The 20,092-nt window shown below is 43.3% G+C and carries 11 protein-coding genes; 4 read left to right on the top strand and 7 right to left on the bottom strand.

What is annotated here, in order from left to right; all coding sequences use genetic code 11:
• Positions 1-5: 5 nt before the first annotated feature.
• Positions 6-1,670, bottom strand: coding sequence for an NAD(P)/FAD-dependent oxidoreductase (locus tag HYN43_RS08905; protein WP_119411363.1), 1,665 nt, complete (start codon positions 1,668-1,670; stop codon positions 6-8).
• Positions 1,671-1,711: 41 nt separating this feature from the next.
• On the bottom strand, positions 1,712-3,112 hold the full coding sequence (locus HYN43_RS08910) for an ATP-binding protein (RefSeq protein ID WP_119411364.1): 1,401 nt from the start codon (positions 3,110-3,112) through the stop codon (positions 1,712-1,714).
• A 1,340-nt stretch (positions 3,113-4,452) separates the two neighbouring features.
• Here HYN43_RS08910 and HYN43_RS08915 point away from each other — a divergent pair.
• The 3 genes from HYN43_RS08915 (at position 4,453) to HYN43_RS08925 (ending at position 10,179) form a co-directional block, all read left to right on the top strand.
• Positions 4,453-6,633 carry a tetratricopeptide repeat-containing sensor histidine kinase gene (locus HYN43_RS08915; protein ID WP_119411365.1) on the top strand — a complete coding sequence of 727 codons (2,181 nt, stop codon included), beginning with the start codon at positions 4,453-4,455 and terminating at the stop codon, positions 6,631-6,633.
• 316 nt (positions 6,634-6,949) lie between these two features.
• The gene (locus HYN43_RS08920; protein ID WP_119411366.1) at positions 6,950-7,180 is read left to right on the top strand and encodes a hypothetical protein; all 231 of its coding nucleotides are present in this window, start codon (positions 6,950-6,952) and stop codon (positions 7,178-7,180) included.
• Positions 7,181-7,752: 572 nt separating this feature from the next.
• Positions 7,753-10,179, top strand: coding sequence for a tetratricopeptide repeat-containing sensor histidine kinase (locus tag HYN43_RS08925; protein WP_119411367.1), 2,427 nt, complete (start codon positions 7,753-7,755; stop codon positions 10,177-10,179).
• 528 nt (positions 10,180-10,707) lie between these two features.
• On the opposite strand, the gene HYN43_RS08930 is transcribed toward HYN43_RS08925, so the two are convergent.
• The 4 genes from HYN43_RS08930 to HYN43_RS08945 all read right to left on the bottom strand — a co-directional run bounded on the left by HYN43_RS08930 (position 10,708) and on the right by HYN43_RS08945 (position 14,216).
• On the bottom strand, positions 10,708-11,343 hold the full coding sequence (locus tag HYN43_RS08930) for a substrate-binding domain-containing protein (protein WP_162996393.1): 636 nt from the start codon (positions 11,341-11,343) through the stop codon (positions 10,708-10,710).
• Positions 11,344-11,968: 625 nt separating this feature from the next.
• Positions 11,969-12,334, bottom strand: a complete 366-nt coding sequence (locus HYN43_RS08935) for a DUF2200 domain-containing protein (protein WP_119411369.1) — start codon at positions 12,332-12,334, stop codon at positions 11,969-11,971.
• Positions 12,327-12,881 carry a dihydrofolate reductase family protein gene (locus tag HYN43_RS08940; RefSeq protein WP_119411370.1) on the bottom strand — a complete coding sequence of 185 codons (555 nt, stop codon included), beginning with the start codon at positions 12,879-12,881 and terminating at the stop codon, positions 12,327-12,329. The genes HYN43_RS08935 and HYN43_RS08940 overlap by 8 nt, the downstream gene beginning before the upstream one ends.
• 66 nt (positions 12,882-12,947) lie before the next feature.
• Complete coding sequence (locus tag HYN43_RS08945; RefSeq protein WP_119411371.1) at positions 12,948-14,216, bottom strand: Hsp70 family protein; 1,269 nt, start codon at positions 14,214-14,216, stop codon at positions 12,948-12,950.
• A gap of 239 nt (positions 14,217-14,455) precedes the next feature.
• Here HYN43_RS08945 and HYN43_RS08950 point away from each other — a divergent pair, with 239 nt between their 5' ends.
• The gene (locus tag HYN43_RS08950) at positions 14,456-17,110 is read left to right on the top strand and encodes a glycoside hydrolase family 78 protein (protein WP_119411372.1); all 2,655 of its coding nucleotides are present in this window, start codon (positions 14,456-14,458) and stop codon (positions 17,108-17,110) included.
• 18 nt (positions 17,111-17,128) lie between these two features.
• Here the strand turns inward: HYN43_RS08950 and HYN43_RS08955 are convergent, their stop codons facing one another.
• Positions 17,129-20,041, bottom strand: a complete 2,913-nt coding sequence (locus tag HYN43_RS08955) for a ligand-binding sensor domain-containing protein (protein ID WP_119411373.1) — start codon at positions 20,039-20,041, stop codon at positions 17,129-17,131.
• Positions 20,042-20,092 lie beyond the last annotated feature (51 nt).

Here is a 20,092-nt window from a genome sequence, read left to right on the forward strand (position 1 = left end):
TAAAGTTATTTTACTTCGCCCAGGTACCTGTGAACCAAGCTGATGGCCATCGAGCCTTCTCCGACCGATGAGGCTACCCGGTTCATTGCGCCGGCTCTGACATCCCCGGCCGCAAAAATACCCGGACAGCTGGTTTCAAGGACGTAGGGTTCACGGTGCAGTTTCCAGTTTTGACTGAAACCTTCATAGGTTTTCAGTGAAGGCCCCGTCGCGATAAATCCCCTATGGTCCTTGATGATGCCGGAGGCTATCCAATCTGTGGCCGGCTTTGCCCCTATAAAAATATACAGTGCAGCGGCCGGATATATCTTTCTTTCCCGGGTGTTCCAGTTGATGATATCCAGTTCCTGCAAACGGTCGGTTCCTCTTGCCTCCATGATCTCTGATTTGCCAAATATATGAATGTTCGGGGTTTCCTTGATCTGGTCGATGAGATAGGTGGACATCGTTCCCACTAGCGTATCTCTTCTTACGATGATATAGACATTACTGGCTACCTTTGACAGGTGCATGGCTGCCTGGCCTGCGGAGTTTCCGCCGCCAACCAGGTAAACGTCCTTGTTCCTGCAGGCCATTGTTTCTGTCATAGCCGATCCGTAGTAAATACCGGCCCCAGTAAATTCTTCCACACCTTTGGTTTCCAGTTGGCGATATTCTACCCCGGTAGTCAGGATCACGCTCCGGGTATCGATGGTCCTGCCATCTTCCAGTTCCAGTTTTTTATAGCTCTGGTTATCGGTGATGGAGGTTACCGTTGCCGGTGAGAGGAATTGAATTCCTAAACGTTTGGCTTGGGTAAGCGCCCTCGTAGTTAGCTCCGCTCCGCTGATCCCTGCCGGGAATCCAAGGTAATTCTCGATCCGGCTGCTGGTGCCTGCCTGCCCCCCCGGGGAATACCGTTCGATCAGCAAAGTCTTCAATCCCTCTGAAGCTCCGTATACGCCGGCCGCAAGTCCCGCAGGACCAGCGCCGATAATCACCACATCAAATACATCGTTCTTCAGTTCCGGGCTCAGGCCTGTCTTTTCAGCGATTTCCCGGATGCCCGGTTTGATCAGCAAAGTGCCATCCTCAAAAAATATGACCGGCAGGTCCTTCAGATCAAGTTTGTTCAGCAACAAGAGTTCTTCTCCGTTTTCCGTCGCCTGAATATCTACCCATTGGTAAGGCAAGAGGTTGCCGGATAAAAATTCCTTGATCTCATGTGATAGTCTGGAGTACTGGAAGCCGACCACCTTGATCCCGGTAAAAGCTGGCCGATAGCTCAGCTGCCAGTCCTCCAGTAAGCCGTCCAGGACAGGGTACAGCTTTTCTGCCGGTGGGTCCCAGGGTTTCATTAGGTAAAAATCAAGGTGCAATTCGTTGATAGCATGGATGGCTGCGTCCTTATCGGAATAAGCGGTCAGTAAGACCTTTTTGGCATCGGGAAAAAATTTAACAGCCTGCTTCAGGAACGCAACACCTTCCATCTCGGGCATGCGCTGGTCCGACAGGAACAGTGCCACAGCGTCCCCTTTATTACGGAGCTCAAGTAACGTGCCCAGCGCTTCTTCAACCGAGATCGTGCTCAGTATGCGATAGCTTTCGCGGTAATGGTCCTTAAGGTCGCGGCTGATCGCCCTTAGAACATGGGGATCATCATCAATGCATAAAATCACAGGGAGGCTCATAGCTTAAATATTAATTGTTTATATACTCCTGACGGTTCTGTTTACCCGTTAATCGGAAAGCAGACCACGAATTCTGTGCGCCCCGGAACGCTGGCCAGCTTGACCGTACCACGATGTTGCCTGACGATCCGTAATACAACATCCAGCCCCAGCCCGGTTCCTTTGCCGATCGCTTTGGTCGTAAAAAAAGGGTCGAATACGCTCGATACGATATCCTCCGGGATACCGGGGCCATTATCTGCGATAGTTACAAAAACAGAAAGGCCGTCACTCCTGGTGCTGAGCTCCAGGACCCCCCCGGGCGTTCTTTCCATCGCGTCCAGCGCGTTATCGATCAGATTGGTCCATACCTGGTTGAGTTCGCCGATCATTGCTTTAACAGGCGGTAAAGCGGCATCAAATTTTTCAACGATCCGGACATTATTATTCCTGAACTTGTACTGCAGCATAACCAGCGTATTCCGGATTCCGTCATGGATATCGGCGTATTCTTTATCACGGCCCTGGTCCATATGTGTAAATGTCTTCACTGAACCAACAAGGTCTGTAATCCGCCTGGAGGATTCTTCGATATCCCTTACCACCCGTTCCATGACGAGGTTGTCACGCAGCCAGTTCATGCCTTGAGAGGCCCAAGGTTCCGGAATACAGTTCAGGAACTTTTCTGCATCGCTGATATTCAGGCCGAAGGTGATAAGGTCATCCGCGATATCCCCAGCAGCCGTGATGTTCCATTTTTGCAGCCAACCGGTCAGTTCCTGCTCCCTGGAGCTGCGTTCCATCATGCCCGGAGTAGGCCGTTGTTTCTCATTCTGGATACACGATAAAAGGGCTTTTACGATCTCAACCATCTCCGGGCTGACCTTGTCTTTGAGGATCTCATAAAAAGTCAGTCGGATCGACTGCAGATGTTCTTTCATTATTGCTCCGCCCCTCATGATCGCGGTGGCCGGGTTGTTCAGCTCATGCGCCAGCCCGGCGGAAAGTTTGCCAAGCGCCATCATTTTCTCATCCTGTTGCTGCCGGGTGGCCAGGTCGCGAACCCTGCTGCTCATGACATGAACAAGTGCCTGCGTAAGTTCAAAATGATTACATATCATCTCATTCATCAGGGCTGCCGGGAATAACAGCAGGCGGGTATCCTCCAGTGCCCTGCCATAGGCAAAGTTAATCTTACCGCGGGAGAAAGGAAGGTAACCGTGGATTGCAGATGCTTCTGCAAGTGCAAATTCCCGGGCTTCATTATTACGCAGCACGTAAAGGCTAACTTTACCCGAAATAAAAATATATGTAAAATTTATGGGCGTTCCCGGTTCGAATAATAACTCACCTGCCGGCAGAAATTGTTCATAACTGTTCGATAACAGCCATTCCAGCTGATCTGCCGGCACATCCTTAAGGGCGTCGATCACCTGTAGTGATCCGGTTGTAACTTTGATCATTGTTTCGCTCTCTCGTATCATTATCTGGTTCGGTATTAATTTCTCACCGGGACGCAATGCCGGTCAGCCCATCTTCTACGATACTTTTCACCGGACAGCCAGCGGCGGATGCCGTTTACCTCATCATAGGAACGATGGACATTCAGGGTCAAACTATCCGGGAAGTTGTGCCTGACTACCATATCCCGGTTCTGCGCCCGGGGCAGTGCAAGTCGTAATAAAAATTAAGAACAGGATCAGCTTAGTTGTATGCAGCATAGTTTCCTTAGCGAACCAAAGCCCGTGCCTTTGTTTAAGTGGTTGATTTTGAGTGTAGTAATTAGTTGTTGGTGAAATTATTATTGCGATATCTCGCCGATCGCCAGCTTATTTATGAAATAACAAGAGTGAATTTAACCCTGCGTGTTTTCTGTTCTATATAAGCAGTTACCTTCATATTAATTTAATACCTGATTTTGCCTTTGGTCCGCGGATCTGGCAGGCAGGAGTTTAGCTATTTACCATTACCTTTGGCCCGGGCTGTACATGCTCATCTTTTTCAAAGCATCTTATTGCCATCCCTTTCGTACGATTTACAGCTGATTGCTTTTATTTCATCTTTTTTGCATTCGGTGGCGTAAAGGTTCGAGTTGATGGTTGGACCTGAGCTTCCACTAACCGGATCTTTAATAAGGTTAAAAGTAAATTTGCCGTCCAAGTTGACCGGATGGGGATTTCGGTACCTTGTTTATTGAGCAACCGTCATAGTTCCCGGTTGACGGGCTCCATCGTAACAGTATGTCCACAATGCGCGAACTTCATCGGTATATGGTCGAAGCGGCGTGCGAAGCAAAAAAAATCGGCCTGATCTCATCAACTTTGATTGCGCGGCAATGATTGGGCGTTTGAACGCATCGAAGAATCGGTTTTTAACGCCGGCGAAGAATGTAAGGCAGGAATGGTCACGATAGGTCAGTTTCATGGGACATGATTAAAAGAATTGTAATTTCCTTTGTGGTCAGATCATATATCGTTATTTAATTGTTTGATAGTCATTTATATATCGACATTTTGACCGTATAAGCCTATGATACATTGCTATTTTTCTTCAATCCTTTCAAATATCAGCAATACCTGAAAAAATACAGATTTGTTTTAAAAAAATATACACGTTTTTTGTTATCGTAGAAAGTGGTATACAGAAAATTTTGTCTTTTACTAAGTGCTTAAATCGTCTGATTATCTGTTAGATAGGTTTTATTTATCGAAATTTTAAATACATTTGAATAGTCAGCAACTTCTCCCAACGACCGATTCATAAGCTAATTCTATTTGGTTTCCTGCAATGCTTCGCTATTTCATTGAGCGCCCAAAATAAGACTGCCAACCCTGACGTGTTGTTAAGAGAGATCCACCTTGCTAAATCAGATACTGACAGGATAGGTTACTTGCTACAATTAGGCAATTATTACCTATTTAAACCCAATGAGTATAAACAGGACCTGGATAGCGCCAACAAATATTACACATTAGCGGATCTATTGAGCCATCGTATCAGGTCAGCAACATGGCAAAATAAAACGCTGTTCTGCTTCATGGGTTATTATTATGAAAGCCGTGATCCGAAAAAAACAAGATTGGCGTTTGAGCAATTGGTATCCTTTTACCATAAACAGGGTGAAAAATTCCAGGAAGCAAAAATTTATGAAGATTATGCCCTGAAATTAAATTATACCAGTACAGATCCTGCCTTTTTAAAACAACTCGCCGCCTATCACGAAACAGCGCTGAAATTATTTTTGCAGACGGGCCAAAAGGTAAATGCGATCGAAACGCGTAGGAACCTGGCAGATACACACATGCAGATGGGAAAACTTGATGATGCCGAACGGGAACTGATACAGGTTATTAAACAATTCAAGGCTGTAGGTTATACCAACTTAACTTATCCTTATGACCTCCTGGCAGAGGTGAATTATAGAAAAGGAAATCAGCCAAAAGAACTTTTTTACAGGTTGACGGTACTTGCAGAAATAGATGCGGCGCACCCGGAAGCACCGGAAAGATACTGGAGGTATTTATCGGTAGACCATCTTCACCAGCTTATGGGCGATTATGACCATGCTTTGCTATGGATAAATAAGATCCTGAATGCGGGTGAAAATGTAGTAGGAACGATGTTGTATTGTTCCGCGGTATTATATCGCACCGACGCCTTAATCAGTAAGGCTGAGTTTGTCGAGGCAAATTCGTTTTTAATAAAGCAGCGCGCTAATAGCAATAAAAGTTTTGCTGCCCGTATATATATCAACCAGGCCTCGGGTAATTACTTTACTGCGATTAAAAAGTATGACCTTGCTGAGAAATATTATGCCAGATCCCTGAATTCATATAACCAGTTTGATAAACGGCACGAGAAGAAATTTTTGTATGCGCAATTGATCCAAAGCATAGGGCATTTTTACGTCACTGCCGGTAAATATGAAAAGGCCGGATACTACCTCGGCCTGATTGAAAAATACCCGAACGAAATTATAGCACCGATCCAGCAGGCAAAGATCCAGCACGAACTGTTTAAAGTGGATTCCGCAACCGGTAATTTTATTGCGGCCATAGATCACTTCGAATTACATAAAAGGATCACAGATTCCCTGTTTACAGTAGATAAAGTAAGGCAACTAAACGAGATTAATGTTAAATATGAAACTAGTCAAAAGGAACAGACCATAAAATCCCTGAAAAGTAATGCCCTGGCACAGCAGGCTCGTGTGGAGAAGGCCAATCTGCAAAGAAATTTCACTATTGCCGGCATCATCGTAGTGGTCCATGTCGCCGGGCAATTTTATTACAGCTATCGCCAAAAGCAAAGAAGTAATAAGATCATTCTTAAAAGCCATGAAATGATTACTCAAAAGAACATTCAGTTACAGCACCTGCTTGAAGAAAAGGAGTGGCTTTTAAAAGAAGTACACCATCGGGTTAAAAATAATTTACACACCGTAATTTGCCTGTTAGAATCGCAGGCCGTCTTTCTTGAAAAGGATGCGCTGAAGGCTATTGAAACAAGTCAGAATCGCATTTATACCATGTCGTTGATCCACCAAAAGCTTTATCAATCCGAAGATATTAAAACCATAAATATGGAGGTTTATGTGCCTGAACTGATCAAATACCTTTCTGAAAGTCATGAAAGCAGCACCCATATTGAGTTCACATACTGCATTGAGCCCCTGAATTTCAATGCAGGGCAGGCCATACCAATAGCGTTAATCATCAACGAGGCAATCTCTAACGCTATTAAACACGCTTTTAGCCCCAATTATAAAGGAAAAATAAGCATTAAGATGAGTTGTAATGCCAGACAGGTATGTTTAACATTGGAAGATAACGGAATAGGGATGAACATAAACTCCACTCCAAAAAAGAACTCACTGGGCCTAAGCCTGATGAAAGGATTATGCGAGGATATCAATGGCGAAATTTTATTTGAGAACGACCACGGCACCAAAATCAAAGTGACCTTTCCGTACAATCAGGGTTAAATTCTGATATAACTAATGCAAAAAAAAATCTGATAAAACATTCTCACAGGAAACCAAAGGGGCGGCCATGGTTAATTGTTAATAGCGGTCTTCTGGAGTCATGACAACGCAACGAAATTAAAGAGTCATGTGACTTGTACTAACTGTCTCCTTTTGATCGTTTTTTCGTTTTTTGATGATAATTCGTCATTGTGTTTGTGGGTTAATACTTTTAATTGGCTTACATATAGTTAGTTGTAATTTGGAATGTAAACTATTTATGATTAAATTGCCAGAAGTGTGGCAACGAAAATTATTTTAACTAATAAACGTAACAATGATAAAAAAACCTGAAGATCAGATTTCTCTTGACGATTCGGAAGGAGCTGACAAAGATGATCAGTTAAGCCAACAAGATGTGCATTCAAATGGTCTGAACGAAGAAAGAATTCCCGGGAAAGAAAGTGTCGACCCGCCTATCGATTTATTAAAGCAATCGTTTGATGCTGCTGAATCTTCTTTTACGCTATTTTTAGATGACGCTGAATTGCCACCGGAAAAGGATTGATTATTTCACAAATTAATTTGTTGACTTCGCATTAATTAACGCCTATCGATCGCATCTTAAATGCCCGTGGATAACTTCGTCCAATTAAAAATAATGTAGTGTCCGGTTTCAACCATTTGGCTCCCATTTTTCCATTTTATTGCTTATCTTCATATAGCTTTTGCAATGACTTTGAAGTCGATGTTTCAATCAGCTTGCATTATTGATGCTATTGGTAGTAACTGTGTTATTTGCGTTCAACTTTCTTTAAGGATGAAATAAAATTAAATTGTATTGAGATTTCCACTCTACCGGTAAATTAATTGATATGTATCCACAAATAAACATGGTTTTATGGTTTATTCATCAGCGTAGAGATTATGAGTAGACGTTTTTTAGCTAAAGTCTGAAAGGGTACGTTTAATCCACATGGGTATTACTGCCCGTTAAATCAAGGCAGATAAACGAACAAGTTTTAAAATAGGAGCAGAAGTAGTACTCACGTAAGATGGGATTAATGAATTGATGAACAATCAATGAAAATCTTGCCACGGCTTAGTCGAATTTGATCTTCTCTAAAGCAAGCTTTACCTATGGCACGACGTATATTTATGAGTGTTGTTTTATTATTCATCACATTGCATGTTGATGGTCAAACCGATTCGGCCCGGCGTACCTTAAGTAACTATTCAATTTCTCAGAAAAGGCTGCTCGAAATTAGCACAGCACAGTTTATAAACTTTATTACGCAAAGTAAATTGGATCGTGACACGGTCATGATTCTGGCCTCCCAAATAACAGGACTGTCATACCTTTTACCATATAATGAGAGCTTCCCGAATGCTTATGTCTCCGAAGGTGCAGGTTGGGCAAATTCAGGGGATATTTCAAAAGCTCGGGCAATGCTTAAAAAACAAAGTGGCGAAAAGACGTTGCAAATACTGGTCGAATTGGGGATATGGTACATCCATAAGGCGGGGAATCATCAAAAAGACCTTGATACCGCCAACTATTATATTCAAAAAGCGCGGACATCAATATCAAATGAAAGTTATGGCCATTGGAAAAACGTTATAGCTGAATTGACCGGCGAATACGCTTTTCAAAAAGGCGATACGCTGGCGGGGAAAAAAATATTTTTTCAACTTATCACTAAGGAGAAGAGCGAAGCTGATATGGAAAGTTTAGCCCGCACCTGGCAGGCTTTTGGGAATGTTTTGACATTTGGTGACACTCTGAAGCTTAGTTCGTACCACAGGTCGCTGGAAATCTACCAGAAATTAAAGATAAAAGATAAGCAAATTGAATTGCTTTGGAATATTTTGGGGTGCAATTTTAAGTATGACACAAAATTGATGGAAAGAGACCTACGTCACATTTTGCTGCTTCAGAAAACGGATGGATTTAAACACTCCCTTTATGCGCAGTCGATGTTATCATACGTGTTGCTACTGCAAGCTAAGTTTCTGGATGGGTTCAAAATGGCTGATGCCGCGCTGGAAAATATGAAATGGTCTGGAATTACTGCACTGTCCAGTAATTTTTATATGCGTAAAGGTTCAGCTTATGTCACGTTCGGAAAATACGAGGACGCATTAGTTTGGTATAAAAAGGGCCTAGAAAACGAAACCAGCGATACACAGCTATTTTGGTTTACATGCTTACTTAATACGGCCTATTGCCTGACGAATCTAGGAAGATATGCAGAAGCAATATCCCTTATCCAAAATACAACTAAAGATTTTCCGCCGAAAACTATTTACCAAAAGGTCCAGTCATTATATATTCAAGGGATGTGTTATGACCGCCTTGGAAAAACGACACAGGCGGACGAAAAATATACTGCGATAATTAAGCAAACACAGAATTACGACAATAACTTTTCTGAACTTTCGGATCCATTTTACGCTATAGCAAGCTTCTACATTTCAAACGGGCAGGCAGACAAAGCCAGATATTTCGTGAAAAGAGCACTTGCAAGCCCGCGCACAGATGCCTACGCAAAATATCATAAGTATTTATTACTGTATAAGATCGATTCTGTATCGCGGAACTATGAATCTGCTTTCCAAAATCATATCCTGTATAAGTTCTATAACGATTCGTTGACTAATGTGGACGTCAGGACAAAATTGGACGCTCTGAGTGTGAAGTTTGCGGCCGAGAAAAATAATGAAAATATAAAGTTACTGAAGCAAAAGGGGCTTGTTCAACAAAGCGAATTGAAGCAAAGCAGACTCATCAAAAATATCACGTTAGCGGGATCTCTGTTGTTGTTATTTATATCGGCATTACTTTATAATAGATTTCGACTAAAGCAACAGTTAAACGAAACCTTCAGCAGGAAGAACAAGGAACTGGAGAATTTGGTTACAGAAAAAGAATGGTTATTGAAAGAGGTGCATCATCGGGTGAAAAATAGTTTACACACAGTAATTTGCCTATTGGAATCTCAGGCCGTTTACTTGGAAAATGATGCTTTAAAGGCGATAGAGATCAGCCAGCGCCGGATTTATGCCATGTCTTTGATCCATCAGAAGCTTTACCAGTCAGCAGATATAAAGACTATCGATATGTCTCCTTATCTCAATGAATTCATTGGTTATCTTCGGGATAGCTTTGAAACTAAGGCCCAGATAACTTTTCATTTAGAAGTCCAGTCTATTAAACTTGGTGTTTCACAAGCAATGCCATTGGTTCTAATTATCAATGAAGCTGTAACCAATGCAATCAAGTATGCTTTTCCAAATCGCAGCAACGGGTTAGTTGAAATAACGATGAACAAAATCTCTGAAAGAATAATATTAATGATAAGTGACAACGGGGTTGGGATCGATTCAACTGAAACGGCAAGACCAGGTTCTTTGGGATTCAAGCTCATGAAAGGATTGAGCGAGGATATTGGTGCTGATTTCCGTATAGATAATGATAACGGAACTAAAATAACTATAGCATTTAGTATTGACCCTCTTAATCATGATAACGTTTTTTTGGCAAAAACTTTAGTCAGTGAAAATTGATCTTTTAATCATATCTCATTTTTGCCATTGAAGGAGCTGTAATTACTGATGTTTTATTGCCGGGCATGGGTTGCTTTCTAAAGGCCACTTTTTTTGAAGCTGTGATAATTGCGTCCAAAACTTCTTCCGGGTGCGATATAAAAAACGCATGGCTGCCTTTAAGACGGATTGTAATACTTTTCGATCATTTATATTTATTCATTATAATTTCCAGGTTAAAACTTTTATCGTCATTCGAGGATATGCCAAAGTTGACTTGGTCTTCCATGCCAGACTGGCTACGGGTGTCCGAATGCAGCGCCTTGAAAAAATCCTTGGGGAGCGAACATTAAATCGGTTAACTCATAGGATACATCTGCACTGAAACCAGTGTGAAATTTATTTTTATAGTAATAAACGCCGCTACTGGCATCGGGTAATAACAAGCCATTTTCTGGTTTAGGAGAAAGGCTGCAGGCTAGCGTTACCGTATTTTCGCCGAGGTCAGGCTGAAGCGCGTTGACATTGCTAAGCGCCGCGACTTTAGGTTTAACCCCGGCTAAGCTCTGGCTGTATGATCACCTTGCTTATATCTTTGAGCCGTACTTTGTTCTCGAGCTTATCAAGCAACGTTTTGAACAGTTGTTTGGTCAGTTCATCAAGCGGCTGGGATATAGCGCTGATGGTTGGGTTGTAGATTTTAAATACGTCATGATCGTCAAAATCGATCAGCGAAATATCGGCAGAGATCTTCAGTTCCCGATCACTGATAGCCTTGATACCGCTCAGGGACAGGTAGTTGGTAGCGAATATGATAGCATCGAGCCCGGGATGTTCCTTGATGAATTGCACGCATTGTGCTACTGTAGTTTCCGTATCGTTTTCAAAAGATACTTTTAGTATAATCGGACTTAGCCCGTGTTCTTCCATGGCTGCGAGGTAACCCGATTGGCGTTCGGCCATTTGTGTTTGGTCGGAGGAGAGGGTAACCAGGGCAATATTTTTTCGGGAACCTTCAACTAAAAATGCTACCGCCTCATACGTGCCGTTATAATTATCGAGGCCCACATAATCGGTAGGAATGTTTGGCAGGTAACGGTCGAAAAGCACAATCGGGAGGCCATCGCTTATAAGTAAGTGGAAAGCGATATGGGAAAAGAAGTAATCAGAGATCTTCTCGACCATCAGGCATATCATTTTTGTTTTATCGGTGCTCAGGCTTTTAGCCAGCTGATTAGGTTGGTAGCCTTTTTCCTTTACAAATTGTAGTACTTTTCAGTCAACTCATCGCTGATGCGCTTTTCTTTAGCTTTCCCATTCAAAATGAACGAAACAGTTGACAGCAGGCTTTGGTCGGCCTCGTGGCCATCGGTGGTTCTGCTGTATCAAGTACAGCTGGAAAGCCCTTATTTAGCCCATCCTATGCGGCCGGGCCGAACAGCGAGTAAGAAATAGCCGCTATCAGCGATGGTTTCGACGTGGTGTATTTCGGGTTCACAGCTTAATGTATTCGATTAATCCAACAAGTCATGTTACAAATATGTAACGAAGCCATGTTGACCAAATCGAAAAATAGTCTTAAATTGGCCTCTGTAAATCGTAGGACGCGATTTTTACTCTACTTCGTAAGCATAGCATAAAATACTCATAATCTTTTGGTCCCTGGTTCGAGCCCAGGTGGGCGCATTGAAATGAACCCGTAGTAGCGAGTCCCCTTTTTTATTGTAAGGTTCTTGAATGTTATCCACATAAATGGAAATGATTTTGACCGTCTCAGTTTCGCTATAACACGTTTTCTGTATTATATTCTTCAACTCCCCCTCAATATCTTCTCCATCTTCCTCCCCTTAGCCAACTCATCCACCAACTTATCCAAATACCGCACCTGCTGTGTTAACGGATTTTCTATCTCTTCAACGCGATAACCACAAATAAGCCCCGTGATAAGCGATGCATTGGGATTTAGCGAAGCCTGGCTAAAAAAAGCCTCGAAACTCACCTTTTGCGCAATTAAATCTTGTAGCTTCGCATTAGTAAATCCGGTCAGCCAGGTTATCACCTGATCCAATTCGGCCTTTGTGCGGCCTTTTTTCTCTACTTTGGTTAGATATAAGGGGTATACAGATCCGAATATCATTTTAGCGATGCGTTCGTCGTGTGTGCTGCTGTTAGTCATTTTTATGGTAATGAAGCGCAATAGCGCCTGAGTTAAATGGTTGAGATGCCGTTAGTTTAAAATTGTGCTTTTGCGGCGAGATATAATTTTCAAATAAGCGTTCGCCGCTTCCTGCAAGTATTGGATGTACTATCAGGTAAAGTTCGTCTATCAGTTCGAGTGCAAGCATTTCAGCAAGCAGGCTTGTACTGCTCAAAGCTATCTTTTTACCAGGTTGTTGCTTCAGTTGGCGTATCAGGTCCTCCGGACCGTCATTAACAATACCGGTATTTTCATCAGCAACTTTAAGGGTGCGCGACAGTACTATTTTGGGGATGGGCGTCATTGCTTTAGCAAAAGCGATATCTTCGGGCGGGCCGGTTTGGCTTTTGGCAACATCGGGCCAGTAGGGCACCATTAGCTGGTAGGTTTTACGGCCGTAAACTATTACACCGGTATCCAGCATCAGGTTGGTAAAATACGCCATGAGTTCTGCATCGGGCATAAAAAGCGTATGGTCATAACAGCCGTCGATGCTGATATTCATGGCGAACATAACTTTTCTCATGGCGTTGATTTTGAGTTAAATTTAGAAATTAAATTCAAGGATCATACCATACCCTGCGAATGGTTTCTACTCCTCAAACAAATAACCACTATAAGCCAAACCCGTAGCCACACTCTTAAAATTATCGCCCGAATTAAGCTTAACATCAGGAAACCTGTTTTTAAACAGTTTTTGGATACTGCCCACCATGGAGGTACCGCCGGTTAAAAACAGGCTGTCTATATGCTCAGGTTTAATGTTATTTCGTTGCATAAAATCATCCAGGTAACTTGCAATCCGGTCTACATCCTTTGCAATAATCTGCTCGTAATCTGCCAGGCTTATCGCTTCGTCTATCGTGATATCCATTTTCTGATAGCTAAACGGGGCCTTATCTTCGGTAGTAAGCGTGATTTTTGTTTCTTCGATTGATTGAAATACCGAGTAACCAAGGTTGTTTTCAATAAGCGTGATCAGGTTTTTGAATTGCGGATCGTTGCCCGAAAAATAATAGTAATCTTCAATATCTCTTTGAATGCGCAGACTGTTAAAAAAATTCATCTGCTCCCATGAGCAGATATTGGCAAAAAGTGATTTCGGTACCGTCAATACCTTACCCGGCGTAGCCTCATATTGCGTGTTTTTGCCAAAATAAGGAGTGCCTTTTTCCCACATAAAGGCCGAATCGAAGCTATCGCCGCCTATATAAATACCTCCGTTGGCCAGTATATCGCGCTGCCTGTCTTTCAGCCCTGCTCTTTCAGGATCGAGCATCAGGTAGGTAAAATCGGTGGTGCCGCCGCCGAGGTCGGCAACCAATACGTTTTCTTTTTTTAACAGGCTTTTTTCGTAAGCAAAAGCGGCCCCGATAGGTTCAAACTGAAAACGGATCTCTTCAAAACCGGCCAGTTCGGCGGCTTTGTTAAGCCTGGTTTGCGCAAGCGTGTCTTTTTTAACGTCGTCGTCATCAAAAAAAACAGGGCGGCCAATTACAGCCTTCCGGCAGTCTTGCCCGGTTAATTGATCGGCCCGGCCTTTCAGCTCCTTTAAAATAATCGCAACCAGATCGGATGCATTATACTTTTTATTTTGAATGCGGGTTTCGGTAAAGCTGCTTCTGGGTAAAATTTGCTTAACCGATTTGATGAAACGCCCTTTCATATCATCTTCAAGGTAAGCCGATATGGCAGCTTCGCCCACTACATAATTGGGTGTATTGCCCGGGCCGGATTGCTGATAAAAATAAATGAGCGAGGGAATGATAATGGTGCTGTGGATCTGGTTGGTTTCTTCATTGTAGATAACCAGTGCCGAGTTGGTTGTCCCGAAATCAATGCCATATAAGAACTTATTCATAACAGGGGAGATAGTGATAAAAACAAGAGGGCCGCGAAGGTAAAAAAAAGAATGCTGCTAACAAACTAACAGTAATGTAGTTGAATAAATATTACTGCATATTGCCTGTTTTACTGCCATTGTCCGGACTCCGGATAGCGACAGAGTTAATCTTCCACAAATCAGACAGAGGGGGATAGTTTATTTACACCATTCATTTAGCTTCGGTAGCCAATTACTCCTTACCCTGTCTTAAAACTATGAGATCAACTATTATCACGCTCGGCCTTTTATTAGCTTGCAAAATCTGTTCGGCACAATTAACGGTGACCAATCTGTTAACTGAAGGGCAGAAAAATCCCATCAGTATCGATAACCCAAATCCGCGTTTTAGCTGGCAATTGGTTACAGCAGATAACAAAAACATTAGTCAGTCGGCCTATGAAATTGAGGTTGATACGCCCGATGTAGTGCATGGCCGGCTTGGGAAATTTTGGTCGGGTGGTAAAGTGTTGACCGCTCAGTCATTGTATATACCCTATAAAGGGAAAACACTGCAATCGGGAGGTTCTTATTCCTGGAAGGTGAGAGTATGGGATAGTAAGGGTAAACAATCGACCTGGAGCGAAGCAGCTTCATGGAAGATGGGGCTTTTGGTGCCCGCCGATTGGAAAGCTAAATGGATAGGCCCATACGCCCCAGATGTAGTTAACGGGCCTGCTTCATTGCTGCGCACTTCTTTCTCGATAAATAGCGAGGTTCGCGAGGCAACGGCATATATTACATCGCACGGTTTTTACGAAGCGCAGATAAACGGTGCGAAAGTGGGAGATGCGTATCTCACACCCGGCTGGACAAGCTATAACAAACGCCTGCAATACCAGGCCTATGATGTAAAACAGTTATTAAAACAGGGCGATAATGCCATTGGGGTAACATTGGGCAGCGGCTGGTATAGAAGTCCGCTGGGGCCGGTTGTACCGCGTCCAAATTTTTATGGAACAAGCCTTGGGCTGCTTTTACAAATTAAAATAGTTTATGCAGATGGTACAGAAAAGCTCATTGTATCCGACGAAAGCTGGAAATCATCAACAGGTGCTTTACGCTTTGCCGAAATTTATGACGGATGCACGCTTGATACCCGCCTGGACCAAAAAGGCTGGGCCACTGCCGGCTTTAACGACCACGACTGGCAAAATGTAAAAGTGCTGCCCGGCAACAACAGTAACCTCGTAGCTACCGTTAATGAGCCGGTTAGGCAACATGAAACATTTAAACCGATTAAAATTATAACCACACCCAAAGGCGAAAAAATTATTGATTTTGGCCAAAACCTGGTAGGCTGGGTACGGCTAACCATTAAAGGCCATGCCGGTGATTCGATCAAAATAGCACACGCCGAAGTACTGGATAAACCCGGTAACTTTTACACCGAGAACCTACGGGCGGCCAAAGCTCAAAACATTTATATATTAAACGATAATGAAAAGCATACTTTCGAACCGCAGTTTACCTGGCAGGGCTTCAGATACATTAAAGTACAGGGTATCAAAGGCGACCTGAATCCGGATGATTTTACTGCCGTTTCCTTATACTCAGATATGAAAGTTACAGGTAGCTTTTCCTGTTCAAACCCATTGCTCAATCAATTACAGCACAATATTCAGTGGGGGCAGCGTGGTAATTTTCTGGATGTACCTACAGATTGCCCTCAGCGGGATGAACGATTGGGGTGGACCGGCGATGCGCAGGTTTTTTCGCGAACAGCATCGTTTAATATGAACGTGCATAATTTTTTTACCAAATGGCTTAAGGATGTAGCAGCAGATCAATATCAATCAGGTAGTATCCCCTATATTATCCCCGATATTTTCAAAACCGGTAATAACGAGGTAGGAGGCAGCTCGGGCTGGGGAGATGTAGCCACCATTGTACCGTGGACTGTTTATACGACCTATGGTGATAAGCAGGTACTGGAAAATCAATACCAAAGCATGAAAGCCTGGGTTGATTTTATTACCAAACAAACCCGTAATAATTTATGGGTATCAGGCAATCACTTTGGCGACTGGCTGTTTTACAGCGTGAACGACGACAGAGACGGAGTATCGGCCATTACCAATAAATACCTGATAGCCCAATGCTTCTACGCGCGCTCAACCCAAATTTTAATAAACAGTGCCAAACTTTTAAATAAAAAGGCCGATGAACAGTTTTATAGCCGGTTGCTGCAAAAAATTAAAGGGGCTTTTTTAAGCGAGTATGTTACACCTAACGGATTGATCTCGTCCGACACCCAAACCGCTTACGTGCTTGCGCTTGAATTTGATATGCTACCCGCAAACCTGCGTCAGCAGGCTGCTGATAGGTTGGTTAAAAACATAAAGCAATACAATTACCACCTTACTACCGGATTTTTAGGCACGCCTTATTTATGTGATGTGTTGGGTAAATTTAATCATGCCGATGTAGCCTACAAGCTGTTACTGCAGGATACCTACCCATCATGGCTGTATCCTATAAAGGCAGGCGCCACCACCATTTGGGAACGATGGGACGGCATCCGTACCGATGGAAGCTTTGAGGAGGCATCCATGAACTCGTATAACCATTATGCCTACGGCGCTATCGGCGATTGGATGTATCAAAACATTGCAGGCATACAGGCGGCAGAACCCGGGTATAAAAAGATCATTATCAAACCTGTTATTGGCGGCGGGCTCACCTGGGCCGAAGCCGGTTATGATAGTGTTTATGGGCACATTAATAGCAAATGGAAAATAGAAGGGAACAAACTTGATATGGCAGTTACTATTCCCCCAAATACCGTAGCCGATATTTTTGTGCCGGACGCCTTAGGCAAAACCTATAAAAAATTTACCGTAAACAGCGGCGAATACCATTATAGCCGTTAGCAACCGGAAGTAGCAAGGTTACTTTGTTACTTCTATTAAAAAATCATAAAGGTTTGTTTCGGTAGCGAGCTGCAATTTTTTACGTACCCGGTACCGGCTGATCTCGACACCTTTTAAGGAGATGTTGAGCAGCTGGGCTATTTCTTTAGATGAGAGGTTTAACCGCAGGTACGCACACAATTTCAAATCGGTTGAACTGAGGCCCGGGAACTTGGCTTTCATGGTGGTCAGGAAGTTGTTGTGTACCTGGTCAAAATACATCGAGAAGTTATCCCAGTCGTCGTCGCTTTTTTCGGTATCGCTCAGTAATTTAAATACGCTCCTGAACTGGTACGATGCATCGGGGATATTCAATTTTTTAATCAGCACCATCAACTCATCCTTAATATTAAGCATCAGCTTACCACGGTCAACCATCTGCATGGTAAGGGTGGCCAATTCCTTGTTTTTATAATTGAGCTCGGCCTCAAGCTTGTCATTTTTAAGGGCCATGATCTCTTTATCATTCCGGTCAAGCTCAAGGCTGTGCAGGTAGTTAAGGCGCTTTTGCTCTTCCTCATGCCTTTGCCGGTGCAGATCGAACCTTTTTTGCTGATATTTTATGCCGAGGTATACCAGGTAGCCAAAAATGATAAGGTAAATTAAATAAGCCCAGATGGTTTGATACCATGCCGGTTCAACAATAAAAGTATAGTTAACGGGGGCCGAAGCGGCACCCAGGTTATTCCGCGCCCGCACCGAAAATGTATACTTACCGTACGGCAAATTGGTATAATCCTTCTCTGTTTTAACCGACCACTTCGACCATTCCTTATCAAAACCTATCAGCTTGTAGGTAAACTCTTCATTACTCTTTTGTGCGTATAAGGTGGAAGTGTATTCAAAATGAAAGGAGTTCCAATGGTTGGATAGGCTGGTTATTTGTTTGGTGTTTTGAGCCGGTACTATCTGGCCATTTTTAACAAAGTATCCGCCAAAAATAAGGCTATCCTTTTCGGCTATGGCTTTTACCGAGGTGAGCAAAACATTCAGTTTGCTTTCTGAGGATACGTATTGCCGGTAATTTAAATGAAACACACCATTGTTCGATCCTATAAAAATATTTTGCTGATCGTGCGGGTAAATGTATTCGGCCCCCTTAACCGTTTGCCCGGCAAGCTCAGGGAAATAAATAACCGTATAAGGCGTAAGCGTTGTTTTTTTGCTGAAGTCAATAACGCCTACCCGCTGATTGCTGATGAACCAGATATTGCCCCTGCCATCTTCAGTAAGGTATTCAATGCGGGCATCGGTAAAAATGGGCTGATAGAAGGATGAAACGCGGAAATTATTCCTGTTGGCATTATATTCATATACTCCTTTTTCGGTTGCGGCGATGATTTTGCCTTTAATAAAATATACGTGATTATTAAGGGCGGATGGCAGCCCGCTTTTATTGACATACTGGGTATATCTGGCAACCTTTTTTCTGTCTGCCGATAGTTGTACCTTAAAAATTCCGCGGTAGGGGTGAGTTGCCCAGATAAAGCTATTATTGTCCAGGGCAAGGTTGCCTAATGATTCGTAAATGCCGCCTATTTTTCCCTCAAAACTGAAGCTGCCGTTATTGTACTTTAAGAGTTGGAAACCGGTGTAGGTACCCGCAATAATATCGGCCGAGCCGGGAAAGCTCTTCATCATCCAGGCACCCGGGCCGGGAGTTACGGGCTTAGCCTGGTTGTTATCAATTTGTAATATACCATCCTGGTGGCCGGCCAGTAAATGCCCGCCAATCTGCGCTAAACTTAAAACCTGCCCGCGGGTATTCTCCACCTCGGTAAATACGCCTGTTGTAGTGCTGATATCCTTTTGCTGAGCATTTAACGGCGCGGTATACAAGCCATTGGATGTGCCGATATACAGCTTATTATTAAAAATACTTACAGCATTGCTTTTTACCTGGTTTTCGCGGTTTGGATAAATGTGTTTAACAGATGTATTATAATTGATAAAATCGAGCCCGCTTTCGAGGCCAAGCCACAGGTTATGGTCGCCATCCGGCAAAACACAATGGATATTGTTGTTTTGCAGTCCCTGCCGGATGGAAAACTGTTCAATGAGGCTGCCCTTGCTGTCTATAATAAATAATCCCTTGGCAGCGGTACCTATCGCATAACGATCATTACTTATTTTTTTGCTGAAGTTTACCAGATCGGTATGCAGGGCAGCATCGATAGCTGTGGGAGCTTTATACAGGCTTGATCCACTAAAAAAAAATAAGCCGTTTTTACGTGTGGTGACCAGCAAGGTATCGCGGCTAAATTCGGTGATGCCGGTAACCCTGATGGTATTGGTTGGCCGCGCCACGCAGGCCTGCCAGCGGGCATTTTTAAACTCAACAAGGCCGATGTCTTTATCATGCGCAAACAGGCGCCCGCTTGCCTGGCTCAGCAACATCCAGCCGCCCGGAGCATCAAAGGTGCGCATGGTGTTGTTTTTCAGTTCGAAAATGCACTCAATCGTTCTGAAAAAAACTTCGTCGTTATAAATTACAATATCCCAGATATCGGCAAACTGCCTTGCCTTTTGGGGCAGCAGTTGTTTAAGCGAATGAAATTTCAGGATGCCTGCATCATCCGGAAAAAAATAACCAACCTCGTCCTGCCCGCCAACGTAAATTCTGCCGGCAGCGTCAATAGCTACCGATTTAATGGCGCTGCGGTTGGGCAGGGGATAGGTTTTCCAGTAACTGCCATCAAAGGTGAGTAAGCCATCCTCATTGGCAAGATACAGGAGCCCGTTTTTGCCCTGTTTAAGATCCCACATCTCGCTGCCTGCATTGTACTCATTGTGGGTGTAGTTTTTGATAGCGGGAGTACCAAGCGTTACCTGGGCGATGGAAGTGCAGATAGAAGCACGTAGAACAAGAATAAACAGAATGCACTTCTTCATTAACCAATTACTGTGGTGGTTGAGTAAAACTCAGTTAATAATACAGCCCGG

The organism is Mucilaginibacter celer, from assembly GCF_003576455.2.
Lineage (GTDB): Bacteria > Bacteroidota > Bacteroidia > Sphingobacteriales > Sphingobacteriaceae > Mucilaginibacter > Mucilaginibacter celer.